This window comes from Dehalobacterium formicoaceticum (assembly GCF_002224645.1).
Classification (GTDB): domain Bacteria; phylum Bacillota; class Dehalobacteriia; order Dehalobacteriales; family Dehalobacteriaceae; genus Dehalobacterium; species Dehalobacterium formicoaceticum.
Map to the genome: position 1 here is coordinate 843,686 of NZ_CP022121.1, position 20,933 is coordinate 864,618.

General features: G+C 40.1%; 19 protein-coding genes and 3 pseudogenes. 18 read left to right on the top strand and 4 right to left on the bottom strand.

Annotated elements, in window-relative coordinates; genetic code table 11:
- The first annotated feature begins 187 nt into the window (after positions 1–187).
- From CEQ75_RS04190 to CEQ75_RS18840, 10 genes and pseudogenes are all read left to right on the top strand, one after another.
- Positions 188–1,261, top strand: coding sequence for a copper amine oxidase N-terminal domain-containing protein (locus CEQ75_RS04190; protein WP_157677327.1), 1,074 nt, complete (start codon positions 188–190; stop codon positions 1,259–1,261).
- Between the two features lie 318 nt (positions 1,262–1,579).
- The gene (gene scfA / locus CEQ75_RS04195; RefSeq protein WP_089609212.1) at positions 1,580–1,720 is read left to right on the top strand and encodes a six-cysteine ranthipeptide SCIFF; all 141 of its coding nucleotides are present in this window, start codon (positions 1,580–1,582) and stop codon (positions 1,718–1,720) included.
- A gap of 162 nt (positions 1,721–1,882) precedes the next feature.
- Positions 1,883–3,256 (top strand): thioether cross-link-forming SCIFF peptide maturase, encoded by a 1,374-nt coding sequence (gene scfB, locus CEQ75_RS04200; protein ID WP_198306629.1) that lies wholly within the window; start codon positions 1,883–1,885, stop codon positions 3,254–3,256.
- 133 nt (positions 3,257–3,389) lie between these two features.
- Positions 3,390–4,802, top strand: coding sequence for a M23 family metallopeptidase (locus tag CEQ75_RS04205; protein WP_198306630.1), 1,413 nt, complete (start codon positions 3,390–3,392; stop codon positions 4,800–4,802).
- Positions 4,803–4,971: 169 nt separating this feature from the next.
- Positions 4,972–5,364 (top strand): CoA-binding protein, encoded by a 393-nt coding sequence (locus CEQ75_RS04210; protein WP_089609214.1) that lies wholly within the window; start codon positions 4,972–4,974, stop codon positions 5,362–5,364.
- Between the two features lies 1 nt (position 5,365).
- Positions 5,366–6,286, top strand: coding sequence for a thioredoxin-disulfide reductase (trxB, locus tag CEQ75_RS04215; protein ID WP_089609215.1), 921 nt, complete (start codon positions 5,366–5,368; stop codon positions 6,284–6,286).
- 99 nt (positions 6,287–6,385) lie between these two features.
- The gene (locus CEQ75_RS04220; RefSeq protein WP_089609216.1) at positions 6,386–6,622 is read left to right on the top strand and encodes a copper ion binding protein; all 237 of its coding nucleotides are present in this window, start codon (positions 6,386–6,388) and stop codon (positions 6,620–6,622) included.
- An 84-nt stretch (positions 6,623–6,706) separates the two neighbouring features.
- Positions 6,707–6,880, top strand: a complete 174-nt coding sequence (locus CEQ75_RS04225) for a DUF362 domain-containing protein (RefSeq protein WP_089609217.1) — start codon at positions 6,707–6,709, stop codon at positions 6,878–6,880.
- A 143-nt stretch (positions 6,881–7,023) separates the two neighbouring features.
- Positions 7,024–8,406 carry a PhoH family protein gene (locus CEQ75_RS04230; protein ID WP_089609218.1) on the top strand — a complete coding sequence of 461 codons (1,383 nt, stop codon included), beginning with the start codon at positions 7,024–7,026 and terminating at the stop codon, positions 8,404–8,406.
- 197 nt (positions 8,407–8,603) lie between these two features.
- Positions 8,604–8,753: pseudogene (locus CEQ75_RS18840) on the top strand (transposase); the annotation flags it as partial.
- Here CEQ75_RS18840 and CEQ75_RS04240 read toward each other — a convergent pair.
- On the bottom strand, positions 8,747–10,297 hold the full coding sequence (locus CEQ75_RS04240; RefSeq protein WP_089609220.1) for an IS701 family transposase: 1,551 nt from the start codon (positions 10,295–10,297) through the stop codon (positions 8,747–8,749). The pseudogene CEQ75_RS18840 and the gene CEQ75_RS04240 overlap by 7 nt on opposite strands.
- A gap of 123 nt (positions 10,298–10,420) precedes the next feature.
- Between CEQ75_RS04240 and istA the strand changes: the two genes are divergently transcribed.
- From istA to CEQ75_RS04280, 8 genes and pseudogenes are all read left to right on the top strand, one after another.
- Positions 10,421–11,629 carry an IS21 family transposase gene (gene istA, locus CEQ75_RS04245; RefSeq protein WP_089609221.1) on the top strand — a complete coding sequence of 403 codons (1,209 nt, stop codon included), beginning with the start codon at positions 10,421–10,423 and terminating at the stop codon, positions 11,627–11,629.
- A 94-nt stretch (positions 11,630–11,723) separates the two neighbouring features.
- Positions 11,724–11,951 carry a hypothetical protein gene (locus tag CEQ75_RS18260; RefSeq protein WP_157677329.1) on the top strand — a complete coding sequence of 76 codons (228 nt, stop codon included), beginning with the start codon at positions 11,724–11,726 and terminating at the stop codon, positions 11,949–11,951.
- Positions 11,951–12,721: pseudogene (istB, locus tag CEQ75_RS04255) on the top strand (IS21-like element helper ATPase IstB). The gene CEQ75_RS18260 and the pseudogene istB overlap by 1 nt, the downstream one beginning before the upstream one ends.
- A gap of 147 nt (positions 12,722–12,868) precedes the next feature.
- Positions 12,869–13,261, top strand: coding sequence for a hypothetical protein (locus CEQ75_RS19185; RefSeq protein WP_089609223.1), 393 nt, complete (start codon positions 12,869–12,871; stop codon positions 13,259–13,261).
- Positions 13,262–13,426: 165 nt separating this feature from the next.
- Positions 13,427–14,140, top strand: a complete 714-nt coding sequence (locus tag CEQ75_RS04265) for an IS630 family transposase (protein ID WP_428830923.1) — start codon at positions 13,427–13,429, stop codon at positions 14,138–14,140.
- A gap of 413 nt (positions 14,141–14,553) precedes the next feature.
- Entirely contained in the window at positions 14,554–14,820 is a 267-nt protein-coding gene (locus CEQ75_RS04270) for a hypothetical protein (RefSeq protein ID WP_089609224.1), read from the top strand.
- An 18-nt stretch (positions 14,821–14,838) separates the two neighbouring features.
- A complete protein-coding gene (locus CEQ75_RS04275) occupies positions 14,839–15,759 on the top strand; it encodes a hypothetical protein (RefSeq protein WP_089609225.1) in 921 nt (306 codons plus the stop codon).
- Positions 15,760–15,774: 15 nt separating this feature from the next.
- Complete coding sequence (locus tag CEQ75_RS04280) at positions 15,775–16,296, top strand: stalk domain-containing protein (protein WP_089609226.1); 522 nt, start codon at positions 15,775–15,777, stop codon at positions 16,294–16,296.
- Positions 16,297–16,616: 320 nt separating this feature from the next.
- On the opposite strand, the gene CEQ75_RS04285 is transcribed toward CEQ75_RS04280, so the two are convergent.
- From CEQ75_RS04285 to CEQ75_RS04295, 3 genes and pseudogenes are all read right to left on the bottom strand, one after another.
- Positions 16,617–17,183, bottom strand: coding sequence for a hypothetical protein (locus tag CEQ75_RS04285; protein ID WP_089609227.1), 567 nt, complete (start codon positions 17,181–17,183; stop codon positions 16,617–16,619).
- A 44-nt stretch (positions 17,184–17,227) separates the two neighbouring features.
- Positions 17,228–19,356, bottom strand: a pseudogene (locus CEQ75_RS04290) (RNA degradosome polyphosphate kinase).
- Between the two features lie 29 nt (positions 19,357–19,385).
- Positions 19,386–20,924: a Ppx/GppA phosphatase family protein gene (locus CEQ75_RS04295; protein ID WP_089609228.1), complete on the bottom strand. Its 1,539-nt coding sequence runs from the start codon at positions 20,922–20,924 to the stop codon at positions 19,386–19,388.
- Positions 20,925–20,933 lie beyond the last annotated feature (9 nt).

Sequence of the window (20,933 nt, forward strand, 5' to 3'; positions counted from 1 at the left end):
ATCTCCCATGCGAGCATGGTTGATGCCTGGCGCATCAGCCTAACATACTGGAACTCGTTGTCAAGAGGCTTTCGCGTCATAAACGCTGGTTGGCTTTTCATACCGGACAGCTGGCTCCCGCAACACCGGAATCGTGGCTCCGTCGCATCGGTATATTCATAGAAATATTGTAAAGGGGATGTGTTACATGTTAAATAAGTTAACCCGTCGATATTTAACAATAGTATTATTAATTGCTCTTTTTTGGGGAGGAAGGTTTTCTACTGATATAATAAATGCCATGGCTCAAACAACTGATATTCTTGTTGATGTTAATGGAAGCACCGTATCTCTTGAGGCTGAACCATTTATTATTAATGACTATGCCATGTTACCTTTAAGAGACACTTTTAAGATTTTTGGTTGCGATCGTTTTGCTTGGGACGAAAATAATAAAACAGTTACCGCTATTAGTGGTGAATTAATTATTAAAATTAAAGTAGGCGATAAAACTGCTCAAATAGGCGGATTTAATGAGGAATTAGATCAATCGGCTATGTTAAAAAATGGTCGCGTTTATTTGCCAATTCGCTTTATGTCAAATACTTTTGACTCCTATATTAAATATGCTAATAGAAAGATAAATATTGTTCTACCATTCCTGTATAAAGATAGTCAGTGGTATGCAGCTAGTACATCCCTATCTAATAATCGCCTTGGAGATAGAGATCCGAATAAAAAGGAATTAGTAAAGGATAACAACAAAGGAGTCAAAAAAATTGGTGATACCTTATATTACCAACTATATTTGCCAGGCTCACCTATTGGCAGCTATCATTTGTATCAATTAAATAATAATGGGAAGTTTAAATATGTTTTAGATATGGAAGAGACGGTGCATGATTATAAAATTGATAAAAATATTTTATATTACCAATATATTGGTTCACAACTAAATCCTAGCTTATCTATTATTACAAAAGCTAATTTAGCTGAAGAGCCAATAGAAAAACAAGATATAGGGCAAAAAAATTTCTCGTATGGTTCAAAGATAACTCTACAGAAAGATGCTCATGTGAACGATGTTACTTATATATCGGAGGGTAATAATTGGGAAATAAAACCCGAAGGATTGTATGCAATAGGGTACAATAAAAATGCTATTGTAGAGCATTTAGTAAAAGACTTAACATTATTAGAAGAAACGTATGGCTATTATCTAATTGATATAGAAACTAACGAGCATAAGATGGTTAGAAAACTTGACTTGGAGTATAATTAAGAAATCCTACTGTTTTCTGCGGGATCTGCTGAAAAGAGAGTATTTATTTAGCTATCTCGCATAATAGTCCAGTGTCAACTTTATTTTTTATATCAGCAGAGGCAGTAGCAGAGTTTATTATCGGTATATCAATTTTTTTGGGTTCGCAGGGCTTGGTTAATTTATTAAATAAGCTAAGGAGCACCGGTTTAGAAGCGGATGAAAGTATAAAGTGAGGGAGGGTTTTCTTCGAGAAATTGGTGGATGTAAAAATAATTTCAATATGGTATAATATGTGCCGTGAAGAAAAGTTTGGCCTTACATAAAGGGGGAAAAATAATGGCAAAACATATTAAGACGGTGCTGGCTGGGAATTTAAAAAACACCGTGAAAGATGGAGGCTGCGGAGCCTGTCAGTCTTCTTGTCAATCGGCTTGTAAAACATCTTGCACAGTAGGAAATCAAGTTTGCGCAAAATAAGTCAAAAGGGCCTTCACCCCATGGGGTAAGGCCTGATTTTTTGTGCTTTCAGAAAGTATTAGTTTTATAGGTAAAAGGGATGAGTGCGATTAAGGCTTCCGCCGGTTCCATAGGCGCGGCAGAAAGCTGGCTTTCTAAATAAGAAGGAATGGGGCTTAAAAGATGGGACTGAAATTAAATATTATGGATACCCATAAGTTTGAAATAGATGGGACAAAAATTCTGTTGGATGTAAACTCCGGATCGATTCATATTATCGATGACCCGGTCTGGGCTTTTCACGAGTTATTAATAAAAAGGCAAGGGGATCTTGAGCAGGCCGTGGAGGATTTCAAGGTAGAAGCAGGGGAGGTATTGGCTCAAGACATTAAAGAAGAATTTCAGGAGCTGATTGCCCAGGGACAATTATTTTCCCAGGATGAATATCGGGATAAATATTCAACGAATGATAGTTCGATCTTAAAATCATTATGTCTGAATGTCTCCCATGATTGCAACCTGAGGTGTGCTTACTGCTTTGCCGGGAGTGGCAATTTCGGTGGTCAACGGCTACTGATGTCTGTGGAGACCGGGAAAAAGGCTCTTGATTATCTCTTGAAACATTCTGGTAATCGTAAGCACTGCGAAGTAGACTTTTTTGGCGGAGAGCCTTTACTGAACATTGACGTGGTGAAGGAACTGATAGCCTATGGCAGAGAACAAGGAGAGAGATTGGGTAAGGAAATTAAATTTACTTTAACCACTAATGGTGTGGCATTGGATGAAAAGACCCAGGAGTATTTGAACCGGGAAGGGATCAGTGTGGTATTAAGCCTGGATGGCCGCCGGGAAGTCAATGATCGGGTGCGTAAATTCCCCTCAGGAAAAGGCAGCTATGAGATCATCCATGATCATTTCAAAAAGTTCGTGGAGAGCCGTAACCATGAAAATTATTATCTTAGGGGTACTTTTACCGGCTGGAATAAGGACTTTTTCCAGGATGCCCGCCATCTGGTGGAAGAAGGATATCGGATTATTTCCCTGGAGCCGGTGGTGACGGCGCCGGAGGATGAATATGCATTAAAAGAGACAGATCTACCGGTCTTAAAAGAAGAATATTTTAAGCTGGCTCGTTATTACCGCCAAAGAAAAGCAGCGGGCAAGCCTTTTCAGTTTTTTCACTTTAACCTTGATTTAACCCATGGTCCGTGCTTGCCAAAACGACTTTCCGGGTGCGGCGCCGGTTATGAATACCTGGTGGTGACTCCCGAGGGAGATTTTTATCCTTGTCATCAATTTGTGGGACGGGAAGAGTATAAAATGGGCTCTTTGGAAGTAGAAGAAGTAGATCAGGAAATAGGACGGAGGTTCCGGGAAGCCCATATTTATCATAAACCGGCTTGCCGGGAATGCTGGGCCAGATTTTATTGCAGCGGCGGCTGTCATGCCAATGCGGACGCCGCCAATCATAATATCCTGGAACCATATCAATTAGGCTGTGAATTGGAGAAAATACGTCTGGAATGTGCCATTTGGCTCCAGGTCATAGATTCATGATAGATATGTAACCAATTTCTGCATTTACCTCATGTGAAAATTATGGTATACTGGTTGAGGTGTTTTTAAAAAAGGGAATACAGGAGGATTTTAGCTCAGGATTCTCAAAATAAGGCTGCGAATGGAGGAAGGAATGTATACTTTTTCAAAAGAAGATTTGCAGCAAAACCAACCTCAAAAGCGTAGATTAGCCTGGAATGTTTTTTTTGGTGGAAAGAAAAAATCCGTTCTTAGTATTGGGTTAATAGCACTGGTTTTGTTGGCAGGAACAGGAATAGGGTTAATGCAAGGCAGTAAGACCTATGCCTTGGTGGTAAACGGCAAAGAGACCTTGGTATTTGACAGTAAGGTTCAAGCCGAGCAGGCAGTTCAGACATTTTTGAATCAGAAATCCCAGGAGATGGGGAAAGCTGTAACGACAGAGGACGTCATCGAAATTTTGGAAACAGAGGATAAAGCAAAATCCCCTTCGACAGAGGAAGATGTCAAACAGTCCTTGGTTCGGGCATTGAACATTCTGGTGCCTGGGGCCGCAGTCGTAATTAACGGTGAGGAAAAAATCTTTCTGGAAGACCAGGAACTTGGGGAGAAGCTGATTTCGACGGTGAAGGAGCAATACACACCTAGGAAAGAGGATTTAAAGGTTGTAAAAGTTGATCTTAAAGAAAAGGTTGAAATTGTAGAAAAAGAAGTACCTGTGAAAGAAATTGCCACCAAAGATCAAGCCTATCATATTTTGACCACCGGTGCGGAGAAAATGATCACACATACGGTGGAATCCGGTGAGTCCCTGTGGTCCATAGCCATGGATAATGGAATGGAACCTGAGGAACTGGAAAAGGCGAATCCCCAAATGACGGGAAATAAACTTCAGATTGGGACAGAGGTTAATCTCGTTAAAATGGAACCTATGGTTCATGTGACAGCAGTAGCTGAGTTTTCAGAAATAAAGCCTGTTCCCTTTGAAGTGAAAGTGGAAAAGGACGATAGTATGCCGCGAGGCAAACAAAAGGTGACGCAAGAAGGTAAAGAAGGTCAAAAAGAATTTACCTATTTGCTGGTTCAAGAAAACGGTGAGCAGGTTGGCAAGCAATTTGTAAATGGCGTTGTACTTGCCAAACCGGTGAATAAGATTGTGGTACAAGGCACGAAAATGGTTCTTGCTTCCCGGGGAAGCGGAGGTTCCTTAAAATGGCCCTTGAACGGTCCCATTACCTCCCGCTTTGGCAATCGAAGGCTGGGTTATCATACCGGTTTAGATATTAACGGCGATACAGGTGATCCGGTTCGGGCTGCGGAGGCAGGTAAGGTTACATATGCAGGTTGGGATGGTAGTTACGGAAAAATTGTTCGGATTAGTCACGGCAATGGTGCTGAGACCTGGTATGCTCATCTCTCCGCTTTTGAAGTCGGTGTAGGAGATGAAGTGGATCAGGGGGATTTAATCGCCAAAGTGGGCAATACCGGAAGAAGCACAGGATCTCATCTTCATTTTGAGGTCAGATCCAACGGTAATGCGTTAAATCCGCTGAATTATTTGAATTAAAAAGAAAATTTTTGACGAGCCGGATTAAATCATTCGGCTCTTTATTTATTTTTTACATAAAATTATCAAGATTCAGGAAAAATATCAGGCGGAGGCTTGAAAAACAGGAGAGAATATTACATAATAAAAGTAACAAATACTCCTGTAGGGTATATAAGGAGGAACGGAAATGGATTTAAAGAATGCAAAAACCATTGCGGTGGTAGGGCTTTCGCCAGACCCGACTAAAGCCAGCCATCGGGTAGCAAAATACATGCAAGGAAAAGGATACGATATCATTCCTATTAACCCAACGGTGCAAGAGGTGTTGGGCGCCACAAGCTATCCGGATCTAATGTCCCTGCCCGCCGGTATTTCCATAGATATTGTGAATATTTTCCGAAAATCTTCCGCTGTAGTCCCTATTGTGGAGCAAGCCATAAAAAGACGGGCCAAGATGATTTGGATGCAGGAAGATGTCGTCAATGAAGATGCAAAGAAGATGGCAGAAGAAGCCGGATTGGATGTCGAAATGGACTCTTGTATTATGAAGGTCCATCTTTGTCAGAAAGGGAGGGACTGAATTGAGATATGATTTAATCGTGATCGGGGGAGGCCCGGCAGGTTTGACGGCCGGTCTCTACGGTGCCCGGGGAGGCTTGAAAACTTTGATTCTGGAAAAGGCGATGCCGGGCGGGCAGGCAGCCATGACGGAGTTCATTGAGAATTACCCCGGTTATCCCGAAGGGGTGCAAGGCCCTGAATTGATGATGAGTTTTATGGAACAAGCCTTGCGGTTCGGCGTAGACTTTAAAACGGAGGAAGTAACCAAGGTGAATTTCTCCGCAAAAGAAAAGTTGATTGAAACTGAACAAGGAAAATATGAATCTCCTGCTGTGATCATTGCTACCGGATCCCGGCCCCGCTTTCTGGAGGTGCAGGGTGAAAAAGATTTTACCGGGCGGGGTGTTTCTTATTGTGCTACCTGTGATGGAGCATTTTTTCGGGATAAAAAGGTGCTGGTTGCAGGGGGAGGGGACGCGGCCTTGGAAGAGGCTATGTTCTTAACCAAATATGCCCGGGAAGTGATTCTTGTGCATCGGAGAGATCAGTTGCGTGCAGCCAAAATCCTTCAGGAGCGGGCCCGAAAATATGACAAGCTCCATTTTCTTTTGGATTCGGTAATTGAAGAAATTCGTGGTGGCACCCAGGGTGTGGAAGAGGTTGTCATCCGCAACGTTAAGAATGATAACGTTCAGACGGAGGCTGCGGACGGCGTTTTTGTTTTTATCGGAAATTTGCCCAATACGGCTTTTCTCAAGGATATCCTTGATTTAACAGGTGAGGGCTATATTAAGACGAAGGAGTTGCTGATGACCTCTATACCGGGCGTATTTGCTGCTGGGGATGTGCGGGATAAATTCTTGCGTCAGGTTAGTACGGCAGTGGGGGATGGAGCGGAAGCAGCCATGGCAGCAGAACGCTACATTAGCGAATTGGATTAAACATAAACAGAGTCCTTGTCATCAGGTGGAGTTTTTATTCCATATGATTTTTGGAAATAGATATCCTGATAAATTAAATCGGTAAAGGAGGTGAAAAAAATGTGTGAAGGATGCGGATGCCACAGCGGCATTGATACTGTAGTACTAAAGGTGGAAGGTATGAGCTGCGGCCATTGCAAGAGTGCAGTAGAAAAGGAAGTAAAAGCACTTCCCGGTGTTAGTTCTGCGGAGGTAACCTTAGAGGACAGTACTGTAACCATTAATTTTGATACCCATGTCGTCGATCTGGATAAGATTAAAAATGCGATTATTGAAGCCGGCTATCAAGTAGGTTAGTCAATTGGATTTCCTATAAGGTGAAATTGCATAAAATCTGTCAAGTTCGTTTATGCTAAAAGGGATCTTGAAGGAGGCGATATTTTGGCTTATCGAATTAGTGAAGAGTGTATTGCTTGCGGAGCATGTGCCCCGGAGTGCCCCGTTGAGGTAATCAGCGAAGGGGAAGACATTTATGTGATTGACGAAGAAGGATGTATTGACTGCGGCAATTGTGCTGAGGTATGCCCTGTAGGGGCGCCGCATGAAGTGAGTTGAAAGAACCTGAAAAGGTTCTTTTTTTTTGAAAAATTTTAAATTAACAAGATATTTACCTATCATTAATTCCATTTTAATGTCGTAAGCTTATAATATAACAATTAGGAAGAAGCAAAAATTCACTTTTAGGAGCGATAAAAAAAATGAAAAAAAAGAAAACCTTCGTGCTGGATACCAATATTTTGCTTCATTCACCCTATGCCATCTATGCTTTTGAGGACAACCATATTGTCATTCCGGAGGTGGTCCTGGAAGAATTGGACAAATTCAAAAAGGATAACACGGAATTAGGTGCTAACGCCAGGCTGGTGGCTCGTATCATTGACGGCTTGAGGGAAAAAGGAAACTTAAATAAAGGCATTAAATTGGATACGGGTGGTAAACTACGTATAGAAATGAATTACCATGATGTCAAGCTGCCGGATAGTTGGGTGGGAACCGTAAATGACAATAGGATTCTCAAGGTGTGTAAAGGCTTGCACGAAAAAGGTGAAAAAGTTTACCTGATCAGTAAAGATATGTTCATCAGGATTAAAGCCGATGTTTTAGGTGTTATTGCCCAGGATTTATTAAAAGAACAGGCTCCTGTTTACGATGAACAATATCAAGGACGTATGGATGTGTATGCCGAGGAAGATAAAATTCAGGAATTTTACAGCCAAGGGCGGCTGCTGCCGGAGGATGTTTATCAATTTTCTCTTACTACGAGAAAGCATGTTCAGGAGGAATTGGTGGTCAACCAATTTTTAATTCTTCATTCTAACAATAATGAAAAACAAACTGCTTTAGCTCGCTTTAACGGCAAGGAAATTGTTCCTTTAAATTATATACAAGAACATCCCTTTGGCATTATGCCCCGCAATGCTGGCCAAAAATTTATGCAGGAAGCATTAATGCTGGACGCTGATATTGCTCCTTTGGTGATTATCAAAGGTCCGGCAGGTACTGCGAAGACCTTTTTTTCTTTGGCTGTCGGTCTGTATAAAATGCTGACGGAAACCGGTCGTCTTTATCGCAAAATTTTAGTTTGCCGGCCCAATGTAAAATTCGATGAGGACATCGGTTTTTTGCCTGGTACGGAGCAGGAAAAAATTGCTCCTTTTCTCAGACCGGTCATAGATAATTTAGAGATTTTAAGCGATAACAACGAAAATGAACGATATAAGAATGAAAAATGCTTAAAAGACAAAATTGATGAGCTTTTTGACCGGGATATTATTCATACGGAAGCCATCGCCTTTATCCGAGGCCGTTCCATTGTAAAACAATATGTACTCATTGATGAAGCCCAAAATCTTACCCCGAAGCAGGTCAAAGGGATTATTACCCGAGCGGGAATGGGTACGAAAATCATTTTAACCGGCGATCCTGAGCAAATCGATCATCCTTTTTTGGACAGCAGAACCAACGGCTTAAGCTATGCTGCGGAGAAAATGAAGGGCAGCCCCCTTTGTTTCCAAATCACTCTGTCCGATGAAGAATGCGAGCGTTCTAATCTGGCTTATGAGGGTGCAAAAAGATTATAATGAAAAAAAATCAAGAGAATGTTTTTTCAGTTAAGGATGCTATCAGAGGGTGCTACCCCATATAAAGAAACTTTCGCGGCTTATTCCGAATTTAGGATAAACATCGTTATCCCGAAAGTTTTCTTAACCTTGAATATTAGTGGCATTTGTGATAAATAGACCTTCAAAAAAATTGGGGATAACAAATGTTGACTTTAACCGGAGAAGTCTTCTGCGTTCAAGAAGAACAATATACCGCCAAAGAATTTTTATCCTTTCTTGAAAAGGTGCTAATAAAGTATCCTGGGCAGCGAATTGTGATGATTCTAGATAATGCTAAAATTCACCGTGCTAAGCTCATTCAGCCATCCTCAGCGATCTTGGAAACATGTTTTGTGGGGGTTGTTGCTGTCACTTTTGTAGGGCGTGGACCCCGTCCTTTATATTCAGGCACTTTAAAGGTTGGTTGAGTGCGCCAAACCTGTGTGTTGTTATGAATATCTGCAAAATACCAATATTTATCTGAGATAGCGTCAAGAAACTCTTTACTGTTTCCGTAAAGACAATCCACGCCTATCCATTTTGCTTTAAATAGCCCAGATTCTTCGATTTTATGAATCAAATCCAGCCCAATCTGCGGCTTTGTCCGGAAGGTTAGTTCATCAGGCACGGCGCAGTCTTGCCTACGCTGTGCATAATCTTCACCAAACCACTTTTCCGGCATGAAAAGCTGGGCCGAAATTAAACCATAACCTTTAGGGCCTGAATAGCCTACAAAAACACCCACCTGACTGTTTTCAACTTTTCCGACGCTGCTGCAATATTGACGTGCCACGCCGACAGAATTCTTGCCTTTTTTAACAAAACCACTTTCATCAACAGTAAGCATTCCTTCATCGTCGGAAAGGCGTTCGGAAAGACCTTCTTGATAAATTTTTATGGCTTTTTCTTCATCCCATTGGGCATTCTTCATGAAATTCTGTAAATTACGTGGACCCCTGGGATTATCGATGAATTCCAAAGCTATAGGTTCAACTGACTTTCTTTCTAAATTGCTTAACAATCCTCTCGTATACGCATATAAGTTAGCAATTGGCTCTGCTCGTTTAAAACAGTCTGCAAAACGACTTATATAATTATTGAACATCTCTGGTAGCTTATCTATAATATCAGGCACTTTTGCTTCTTCCAGGATCCCTTCATGCCAAGTATTTTTTTGTAGTTGCATCGAAACCATCTCCAGATATTTATTACTTTTATTGTGGACCCGGGGCGGCTTATGCCTACCTGTACAACCCATTAGTTGTTTGAAATTTTTCTTAAGAGGATATAAATAGACTCCTTTCTTGTTTCCGTGATATTGATACGTGATTCCGACTTTGCCAAACCCGCTGGTTTCCCCAACATAGTGCCAGTTTGCAGCCCTGTAACATGTTCCTTTATATTTATCTTGATCAACAAAGGTTTCTAATAAATAGGGCTCAACCCCATAAAGAAGCGGCCAATCGTGTTTGAGATGTTTGATAGATAAGGCTATTAAATGAGAAGCAAGATTTTTAACGTGCACCCATGGTAAAATTAAAAAACGATTATTGTTCAAAACATGATGTAAATACTTTTTGCGCTCTTCATCATTCCAGTCAATAAAGGTATCCCGCACGCCCAGTCTATAAGAGGCTTGGTTATAACTGATAGCCGCAATGGGACGTTCATTAAACCACACAAGATATTTAACGCGTGGACCAATTGTTTTATTATGACCCAAATAATGGTACGATTTTACAAGCTGATTCCAGAGAGCTTCCATTTCTGTGCGATTAACAAGCTCAATTCTTAGCGCAGATTTTATCTTAAATATTCCTTCTGCCAAGGGGGTATCGTCAATAGAAGGAATAATATTTCTTGGTTCCATAATAACGAATCCTTTCAATTTGTTTATGTTAATCTAAAAGTACCCCACTGTTTCAGTTGAAAAATCCCCCACCCAAGGAATATAATACCTCATGAGTTATTGCATCATGAGGGGGCTGATGGGGTGATAAAACTGAAAACAAAGCAAGAGATAATACTCATGCATATTCGTGATGGTATATCACAAAGGGAGATTTCCAGAATAACAGGGAGTGATCGAAAAACCATAAGGAAATATCTACGTGAGTATGAGGAAAAAAGAAGGGAACTAATTGAAAATGAAGGGATGGATACAGAAGAAATAATTAGCACAATAGTTGAAAAGCCGAAATATGATACATCAAACAGGCAAAAGAAAAAGCTCACAGACAAAATAATTGAACGCATAAAATTCTACCTTGATGAAAATGAAAAACGCAAGGCTATGGGCCTTCATAAGCAGATAAGAAAAAAGAACCATATACATGAGGATCTAAAAAAGGAAGGCATGGATATTGGGTATACAACAGTATGCCTGGCCATATCAAGGATACTAAATGAGAGCAAAGAAGCATTCATAAGAGGTGTATATGAGCCCGGTGATATATGTGAATTTGACTGGGGTGAAGTAAAACTATGGATAGGCGGGGTTCTTATGACCTTGCATATGGCAGCCTTTTGTACAGCACGTGGTAATTACCGATTTGGCCGTCTCTACACCAATGAGAAAACGGAAAGCTTTCTGGAATCCCATGCGGAATTTTTCTCACATATTCAGGGTAATCATAAAACCGTGGTATATGACAATATGAGGACAGCAGTAAAAAAATTCGTTGGCAGATATGAAAAGGAACCAACAGAGGCCCTCCTGAAATTATCCACCTATTACTGCTACCGATATAGATTTTGCAATGCCTATTCAGGCAACGAAAAAGGACACGTTGAAAAAACTGTAGATTATCTTAGGGGAAAAGCATTCACAGGCAGATTAGAATTTGACAGCATTGAAGAGGCGAACGAATATTTATTGCAGGTCTGTAACGAGGTTAACAAAGAAAAAAAGGCGGCCATGGACGGAAAAACAGCGGCCCAAATGCTGGAAGAAGAAAGGGATTATTTGATGCCTCCATTACCCCCGTTTGATTGTGCAGTTGTTAAAAATTATCGAGTTAATAAGTATTCTACCATAAACGTTGACGGTTGTTTCTATTCGGTTCCGGATAACTATGTGGATAAACTGGTACTCGCCAAGGTGTACAAAGGAAAAATCGTGATTTTTTATGAAGGTGAAAAGTTGGCGGAACATACTAAGTTATTGGGCTTTGGCAAATGGTCCCTTGACATTAACCAATAGCTTGGCTTTGCAACAGGCAAATTCAAAAATCATTAACTTTTGCGAAAAATATTTTACCACAAATAAACGAGATTTTGTAGAATTACTTTCGTTCATGAAAGAATTCGAGGTTCAAATCGAAAAAATAGAATCCGCCATACCCAAGATGCTTCTAATCAATCCTACTGATATTAGAACAGATAAGATTAAGCTCTTGTGCATGAATAATGACAGCGATTCTAATATTAACATTAATGGGGAAGATGAAATATATCAGAATTCTAAAAACATGCTTCATCTTTATGAGCAGCTTTTAAATACCGGTAAGGAGGTAGCTATGTAATGGGCAGCAATGAAATATCAAATTCAATAGAGGAACTGACAAAAAACCTCAAATTACCGGCTACAAGGCAGAATTTTAGGGAACTTGCCAAGGATGCAGCTTCTAAAAATATGGATTACATGGAATATCTATATAGACTTTTACAAATGGAATATGATGCAAGGAGCGACAATGCGATCAAAAACAGGATAAGAAGGGCTCAGTTCCCCTTTAAAAAATATTTAGAGGATCTGGAAGTAGATTGCTTGCCGGGGGACGCCCAAAAATAGTTACGGATGCTAAAAACCCTAGATTTTATTGAAACAGGACAAAATATAATATTTGCGGGTAATGCCGGTACGGGTAAGTCGCATCTGGCAATTGGTTTGGGTATAAAAGCGTGTACCCAGGCCTATAAGGTCTGGTATACTTCTGTACCGTCCCTTATCAATTTATTAAAGGAAACCCGGGCCCAGCAGTCATTAAGGGCTTTTGAAAACAGGTTCTTGAAATATGATCTGATTATTGCTGATGAATTAGGATATATATCCTTTGATAAAGAAGGCTCGGAATTATTGTTTACCCACCTATCCCTTAGGGCCGGACAAAAATCAACAATAGTAACGACAAACCTGTCATTTGACAGATGGGATGAAATCTTTAGGGATCCTATTTTAACAGCTACAATGGTGGACAGGCTCACACACAAATCATATTTCATTAATATGAATGGTAATTCCTATAGAATCAAGGAGACGGAGGAATGGCTTGAAAATGAAAATTTGGCATGATGCTAGGGCACTGGCTACAGGTCCCATGATTTAACCCTGGCAAGAACTCGTCGGGATTCTTTGAAGATAGTCACTTAGGCCAGTTTCCGTACTATAGCACGGCAATTGTATATGGTAATCTAATATTAGGTCAACCAGCTCATTGAAATGAATTCGGATGCTGATCCCCTCCTGGTCATGACCCTTAAGGAAAGTAACAGTGCGAAGACCATCCGTTATTTTGAAAACCGTTTCGGAAAGTACGATGTCGTTATCGCAGATGAATTAGGGTATACTTCCTTTCGTGATTTGAAACATACTCTGGATATTCGCCCCGTATATCATCGTTTGTCAGATCGGATAAAATCACATGTCCTTCTTTGCTGGCTTGGATTATTGCTGATTCGCATGGCTGAGCAAGAATTGGATCAAACCTGGTACAACATAAAGCGAACACTCCATACGGTACAAATCGGACACCATAAGTGTCAGGGCGGTGAAGTATGGATGAGTAACCTCTCACTACAGAACAAGGCAAATTGTTTAAAAAGATGGATCTAAATGTGCCACCACGTTATTACAATATTAATATTGCAGGTAATGATACTCTGTAGACACACGACCATTTTCGCTTTAGCCGATGAAAACCCTTTAACCATGCCATTTTCATCGGTTTTGTTCATCTACATACTGTTCAACGCTAGTTAAAGCGTAAGTCTGTCTGACATTAAACCCTTCAAAATCAAGTATTATTGCGAGAAACGTGATCCTGATTTTGAATCAAAAATGCACAATGTCCTTATGGTCTACAAACAAGTAGAGATGCAGTTTGACGATGAAGGAAATATCATTGTTCCGGAAGATGGTGTCTTTACTGTGACACTATCCTATGACGAAAAACCCGGTATACAGGCAATCGCCAATACAACAGACGATTTAAGACCGACGCCGAAAAACGGTACAGTACTCAGAGATTATGAATACAAACGGCTTGGAACAGTCTCTCTTCTTGCAGCTATTGATTTACTGACAGGAGAAGCCATACCCTTGGTGAGTGATACTCATAAAAGTTCTGATTTTGTAGCATTTTTAAAGATACTTGATGATAGGTACCCTGCTAAAGACAAAATCAGAATAATCCTGGATAATCACTCTGCCCACAAATCAAAGGAAACACAGAACTTCCTTGCCACAATGCCAGAGGGGCGATTTGAATTCGTCTTTACTCCAAAACATGGGTCGTGGCTGAATATGATTGAAAGTTTCTTCAGCAAAATGACCAAACAGATGCTTCGTGGAATCCGTGTAAAAACAAAACAGGAACTCGTTGATCGTATTTATTTGTATTTCCAAGAAGTGAACCGTGAACCGGTTGTTTATCATTGGAAGTACAAAATGGATGAGATATCACAGGATGAGGTTGTCGCTGTTAATAGCTAACTATATATTTTTCGATATAATAGTTCTACTGAGTTACGGTGGATGTCAAGTTTTTCGGCTATCTTGATGTTACTCATTCCAGCCGAATTAAGAAGCAGAATCTAGCCCTTTGGGCTATGACTATATCATACCAGGAGGTGATAACATGCGTACTTTCTCCCAGTTAAGAGCATAGTAAACGGGCTACTAATAAGTAAAAGTTACTAAGAGATTAATGTTTAATTATTAAAATCAAAACTGGAAATTTAATGGGATTTGGATTACAAAATTAATTATATGATTCCATTGCAGAAACCGCTATTTTTAAATTTTAGGCTACATATAGAGTGATGAATTAAACAGACCCATATATGGCGTGCAAAATCGTAAAATGACCCTTTTTCAGTGGAATCATTATATGAGAAGGCTAAAAAATGAAGAAGTATTTGATAGCTTTTTTTGTCTTAACTGTATTTCTTATTTATTCCGCGAGTTCTTATGCAAAAACGAATATCCCAGTGGATGCATTAAAGGTTGATTATAAACTTGAGATTGAAAAATTAATTAGTGAAGAATTTGACTATCAGTTGAAACAATATGATGAACTTAATGAAGAAGAGAAAGAGGAGTTCTCAAAGAACGTTGGTATAGTGACTGATGACTATGAGCTATTTAAAAAGGAATTAGAAGAATCCCTATAAAACGCATTTGTCTTCTATATGGACGAAAGTGGAAATCTTTTTGATAAAGACGGATATATTGAGACAGTAGAAATTAGTGGGATGGACTTAATTGAGGATACTGATGCAACTGACCTTCGATTAGGGAAGGAGGTTGAAAAGGCTACCGCTCAAGATCCTGCAAAAATTAATGGTGCATATACAGGAGCTTTTGTTCGTCAAACATCGGTACAAGGGTATATGGGTATTTATTCTACAATGACACTGCCTACTAAAGCTAATGGGGCAATGGACATTAGGGAATATTTACCTATACCTAATCCTGATAATCAAAAGCCAAAAACAACAGGATATCTCTATAACACTTTAGATTGTGGAACACCCTGGGAATTTGGTAGCTCTTATCCTGTTGAAGGAGGTTTGCAATATAGTTATCAAAATGACAACTATTCAGGATACGTTAGAGTCAATGGTGGGCCATTAAACTTTAATGACATTAATGGCAATACTGTACCGCGTTTCAAAAGTAATACGGCATTTACTCAGAATTTAAGATATGAGCCAGCCAATGGCAAAATTAAGTACTATGCAAATGGTGTCAGTATAAGCGGGACTTCCCAGTCATTGGTGTTTGGTATTACTAAAACCTTTACCAGTTCCGAAAAGTCTACACTTAGAGCGGGAAGGGTTACAGGCTTAGCATGGGATAACACAAATTGGGGAAACTGGAATACAACAACTCCCCTAGGGAAAATTAACACAACCTACAATAATGCAAAATTGCTTAAGGTTGACGGTACTACGCAGGTAACTCTAACTACTTCTTTACTTGATACAAGGATTAATCCTAACACCGGAAAAATTTACGGAACAGTCGATTGGCCTTCTGAAAAAGTTAACAAAACCCCTTCAACGGGATCCATTGGGACACAACAACATATATTAGATGTAACAAATTAACGAGGTGTTTTACATATGAGAAACTTTCTGTTGATATTTTTTTCAGTGCTGGTATTTTCTGCAGCACTGGTAATTCCCAATGTACAAACTTGTTTAGCTCAAGTTGAAGTTACAATTGCAGAAAATCAAAACGCACCTTTTATAAAAAAAGAAATTTTCAAAGAAGATGATTGGGTGCCTGTAAGATGGCTTTTCCAACAATATGTTGATTCGGTAGACTGGGAGAATGATCGTAAGGTAGCAGTTGTTAAAAATGATGGCAAAGAGTTGATCTTTAATTTTTCCAGACAGGAAATAGCTGTAAAAGAAAATCAATTTTTGGTTCCTATCGGCTATTCAAAATTTATAAATGGAAGAGTATTCATTGATGGTGCTTGGATCGGAAGCATTTTTGACATGTATGCTACAACTGGCCAAGACAAAGATAAGGATGATATAAGAAATAAACTTGATTTCTTACCGATAACGGGTATTGATAACTTATATTCGCCTAAAGATGGTATTTTGCATCTAACTATTTTCCTGGATAAGAAATAAGTGGGACTTTCAACGCAGGTGACCCGAACCGTACCTTTTTTCAAGAAAAAAAGCAACCCTTCAAGACTGCCTTTTCCATAGCTTGAGTATTCTACAGTCAGACACTCAGATTGATTGCCTTTCGGCAGAACATTGTCTTTCTGGCTGTGCAAAATTTTACACATTATTGCAAGGTATTAAACCTTGTTGGGAATAACCTAATACACGAAAAATGAAACATTCTCGTTCCAACAAATCTGGCCTATGAGGGTGCAAAAAGATTATAACAGCAAAAAGTTCAACCAGCCGTTTGACATTGGTGGTTGAACTTTTTACATTTTTTATTCCTCAGCAATCCGCACCGGATTACATAACACTTTTTTACTATGAGCTGTCCTTCCGCATTTTCGGCAGAGGTAGCGTGGCTCAAGCACTAAAGCGATATATTCCTCCTGATGCTTCCTATGGAAATCCCGCTTCACCAATTTGCACAGATTAATTTTTTTACCCAGGATTTTTTTGGCTTTGCTCTTTTTCTTTTTCTTCTTTTTTTCATCTTTTTTGATCACAACAGAATATTCTAAGGATTCTTTTGTGTCTTTTTGTTCATCAATCTCGTTTAGATCATCATCGTCATCCTTATAATCGCCATCTTCAATATCATCTTCTTTTGTTTCCTCATTTTTATCATTATCATCTTTTACAGCTTCATCATCTGCTTCAGAAGCATGTTCCTGATTATCTTTCCCGGGTTCTTGCTGTGTCTCTTCATTCATGGTCGTTTCAGTATCAGCTGCAACTTCATCAGGCAGGACTGAGGAAGACTGCTCATCTTGTTCTGCTTTTGTTGCTATGGCTGTTATTTCCGCTTCTTTTGAATCATTATCATTATTTCTCCAGGTTATCATGCCCTCCACCCTCTCTTTAATTTTTTGTCTTTGCTCTTTATTGGTTAAACAACCTGATCTTTTATCGAAGTCACCGGGTGAAAACTTTCTTGTGAGACCCTTGAAGTTTTTTTAGGCACTTCCTCCTGTGCTTCCTGATAAAAAATCTTTTGGCTGTCAAAGACCTTTTTTCCCCGCGCTGATGGTCTTAAATAAATGCCTTGCTCCGTTAGCTTTCGCGCCTTAACGTTATCCGTTAATGTCACGTGTAAGATATGTTTGACCTCTTGCTTGATTTCTTCATCATCAATGGGAAATAAAGTTTCGACGCGGCGATTTAAATTTCTTTCCATTAAATCGGCACTGGACAAATAGATTTTTTCCTCTCCATCGGCCCAAAAATAATATATGCGGCTATGCTCCAGGAAACGACCGACAATGCTGGTGACAGAAATATGATCACTTAACCCGGGCACCCCGGCTCGTAAACAGCAGATACCCCGGATAATCAGTTCAATTTTTACGCCCGCCTGGGAAGCATTATATAGAGCTTCGATGATATTTTGATCCGTCAATGAATTAATTTTTATGATAATATGCGCCTTTTTTCCTTGTTGGGCGTTTTCGGTTTCCCGATCAATAAATTTCATGATTTTGTTTCGTAAATGGGAGGGGGCTACCACTAAACGATGCATCTCCAAAGGCTGGGAAAGGCCGGAGAGCATGTTAAACAAGTTGGAAGCATCCGCTCCAAAATAAGGATTGGCAGTCAAGAGCCCAATATCACTGTACAGACGGGCAGTAACGTCGTTATAGTTTCCTGTCCCTAAATGAACATACCGCTTAATACCCTCTTCTTCTGAACGCACGATCAGCAACACCTTACAATGGGTTTTTAATCCAGCCAACCCGTAAATTACATGACAACCGGCTTTTTCTAATTTTTTAGCCCAATGGATATTGTTTTGTTCGTCAAAACGGGCTTTAATTTCCATGAGGACGGTCACTTGTTTGCCGTTCTCTGCAGCCTGAACCAATGCATCCACAATGGGAGAATTCCCGCTTACCCGGTAAAGGGTCTGCTTAATAGCCAAGACCTGGGGATCTTCAGCTGCTTCTTGAATCAGCTGCAACACCGGTTCAAAGGAATGGTAAGGATGGTGCAGCAAAACATCCTTTTGGCTGATTACGGAGAAAATATCCTCCACATCATAAAAGTCTTTATGCATCACCGGTTCAAAGGGTGGATTCAGGAGATGGTCATAACCTTTTAGGGCGGCAATACGATGGAGAAAATGAAGGTCAATGGGACCAGAAATCAAATAGACCTCATCCAGGGTAATTTCCAGTTCCTCCGTCAATATTTCTAAAAGACGGGTGTCTGCATTTTTATCAACTTCCAGGCGAATTACCGACCCCCATTTTCTTTGACGCAAAGAGGCTTCGATTGCGGCAAGAAGATCCTCCGCTCCCTCTTCATCCAGGCTGTAATCCCCATTGCGGGTAATGCGGTAATTGGCAGTGGCTAAAATTTGGTAGCCGAAAAATATTTGATCCAATTTATTCTTGATCAATTCCTCCAGAAGAATAAAGTTTCTTGTCTCACCCGGTGAGGGAATTTCTATGAGGCGATCCAACACCCCCGGTACCTGGACGGTGGCAAAATGAAAATTCTTTCTGTTCTTGGGGTCTGCTACCAGAATGCCAATATTTAAGCTTTTATTCATTACTAAAGGAAAAGGGCGGCTGTTATCAACGACCATTGGAGTTAAAACAGGGAAAACCTGTTTGGAAAAAAATCATCTAGATATTTATTTTGTTCTTCTGATAACTCCTTAGCATGCAACAATTTTATTTTTACCTTTTTTAAACCTCTTTTAATAGAATGATGATAGCATTGATAGAGCTCCTGCACCATACGATGGGCTCTTTTAGATATTGCTGCCATTTCTTCTTCCGGTGCTAACCCGGAAGGATCCTTTTTATTGAAACCGGCCTCTATTTGATCCCGGAGGGAGGCAACTCGTACCATAAAAAACTCATCCAAATTGGAGCAGACGATGGCGGCAAACTTTAAGCGTTCAAAAAGAGGATTATGAGGGTCATAGGCTTCTTCAAGTACACGATGATTAAATTCCAGCCAGCTCAGCTCCCGATTGATAAAATTATGTTCTTTAGACACCCTTGCATCCACTTCCTTCTGTCATTGATCGTAAACTTCAGCTATTTCTTAATCCTGGTTTGCGGTCTTACACCGAGTACTTCTTCGAAAAAAGAAGCTTTTTGGGAAAATGTCCATTCTTCCAGTAAAATATTGTGCTTGGTTTTCAGATAAAAGTTAAGGATGTTTTCCGAAAACACAATTTTTACCCCTTGGATTTTCTGGCCCTGAGATACATCGAGACTATTTGAAAGCTTCAAAATGGCCGCCAGTTTAGAAACTGTGATCTTGTCCCTGAAAGATAAAATTTGGTACGCCTGGTGATGAAGTCCGGGTTCCTCATGATCATGATAGCGCACAATTTGAGCAATTAGATCAAGCTCCTCATTGGCGAGGCCCATGATGTTTTGTCTTAGAATCAGAGCATAGGAAAGGTTATCATGATCGCTGAAATTAACGAAGTAGCCAATGTTATGCAAAATCGCAGCAATTTCTAAATAGAGACGTTCCCGTTCCCCCAGCTTATGCAGCTTTTTGGTCTGATCGAAGACGGTAAGAGATAACTTAGCCACCTGAGCGGAATGCAGTTTGTCCGCCCGGTATTTATTTGCGATATACCAAACGGAACTGATTATGTCCTTTTGGTATTCTTCCTGACGGAAATGATCAAAAAGCTGATCCGCCAAATCATATAAAATTCCGTGACGCAGTACCACTTTGGGGGCATAAATACCTTTTGACAGGGTCATTTTGAAAAAAGAATGAAGAATAATAACTGCGGGCAAAAACGTTTCCGCTTCCCGCGGGGAAAGAGCATATCTTTCCATCAGCTGATCATCCATCATGACACGCACCCGCTCATATAGATCCGTTAGCGTTTCTTGCCGGATGTAATGGTCATCCCCCGGTTCTAAAAGACGGAATACCGTATTGCATTCACTGCCCAAACCTACAAAATACTTAATAGGTGTTTTGCTCATTATTGGTTTCAGCATCGATAATTTACTGTCGATATAATCCTCCATCACCTGGGCATAATCTATGGTTTTATGTTGTAATTCTGCCAGGGTCTCGTGCAGACGCAGGACACCAATCTTAATATATTCAGTAAATTCCAAATTTCCCTTGTGATAGATGGAAACTTCGGTTCCTCCAGAGGCAATATTGATGATTAAGCCCGATTCCCGATAATTGGTAAGATTCAAGTCCTGAGCTTGATATCTCAAGGCTTTGTACATAAGGAATCTTTCCTGGGCATTGTTGATGATTTCTACAGTGATCCCTGTTTTCATGCGAATGTGTTCCAAGACATATTCCCGGTTCTCAGCTTCTCGTAAGGCGCTTTTGGCAATCGCCCGCACTTTTTTTACCTTGTATTCCCTGAGTACAAAAGCAAATCCTTTTAAGGCTTTAAGGGTATCTATGATCGTTTCGTTCTGGATCCGGCCGGTGGTAAAGGCATCACTGCCGATATTAGTAGGTTTGGTCAAATCCTCTAAAATTACAATTTTACCGTTCTTATGAACTTGGGCAATAGTCAGATGCAGGTTGTGCGTCCCCACATCAATGGCACCAACGATTTCAAAATCTTTTTTTCCCATGAATTGTTT

Coding starts and splice junctions, on each gene's coding strand:
- CEQ75_RS04190 (WP_157677327.1), top strand. CDS start 188: ATGTTAAATAAGTTAACCCGTCGATATTTAACAATAGTATTATTAATT.
- scfA (WP_089609212.1), top strand. CDS start 1,580: ATGGCAAAACATATTAAGACGGTGCTGGCTGGGAATTTAAAAAACACC.
- scfB (WP_198306629.1), top strand. CDS start 1,883: ATGGGACTGAAATTAAATATTATGGATACCCATAAGTTTGAAATAGAT.
- CEQ75_RS04205 (WP_198306630.1), top strand. CDS start 3,390: ATGTATACTTTTTCAAAAGAAGATTTGCAGCAAAACCAACCTCAAAAG.
- CEQ75_RS04210 (WP_089609214.1), top strand. CDS start 4,972: ATGGATTTAAAGAATGCAAAAACCATTGCGGTGGTAGGGCTTTCGCCA.
- CEQ75_RS04220 (WP_089609216.1), top strand. CDS start 6,386: ATGTGTGAAGGATGCGGATGCCACAGCGGCATTGATACTGTAGTACTA.
- CEQ75_RS04230 (WP_089609218.1), top strand. CDS start 7,024: ATGAAAAAAAAGAAAACCTTCGTGCTGGATACCAATATTTTGCTTCAT.
- CEQ75_RS04240 (WP_089609220.1), bottom strand. CDS start 10,297: ATGGAACCAAGAAATATTATTCCTTCTATTGACGATACCCCCTTGGCA.
- CEQ75_RS18260 (WP_157677329.1), top strand. CDS start 11,724: ATGAAAGAATTCGAGGTTCAAATCGAAAAAATAGAATCCGCCATACCC.
- CEQ75_RS19185 (WP_089609223.1), top strand. CDS start 12,869: ATGAATTCGGATGCTGATCCCCTCCTGGTCATGACCCTTAAGGAAAGT.
- CEQ75_RS04270 (WP_089609224.1), top strand. CDS start 14,554: ATGAAGAAGTATTTGATAGCTTTTTTTGTCTTAACTGTATTTCTTATT.
- CEQ75_RS04275 (WP_089609225.1), top strand. CDS start 14,839: ATGGACGAAAGTGGAAATCTTTTTGATAAAGACGGATATATTGAGACA.
- CEQ75_RS04280 (WP_089609226.1), top strand. CDS start 15,775: ATGAGAAACTTTCTGTTGATATTTTTTTCAGTGCTGGTATTTTCTGCA.
- CEQ75_RS04285 (WP_089609227.1), bottom strand. CDS start 17,183: ATGATAACCTGGAGAAATAATGATAATGATTCAAAAGAAGCGGAAATA.
- CEQ75_RS04295 (WP_089609228.1), bottom strand. CDS start 20,924: ATGGGAAAAAAAGATTTTGAAATCGTTGGTGCCATTGATGTGGGGACG.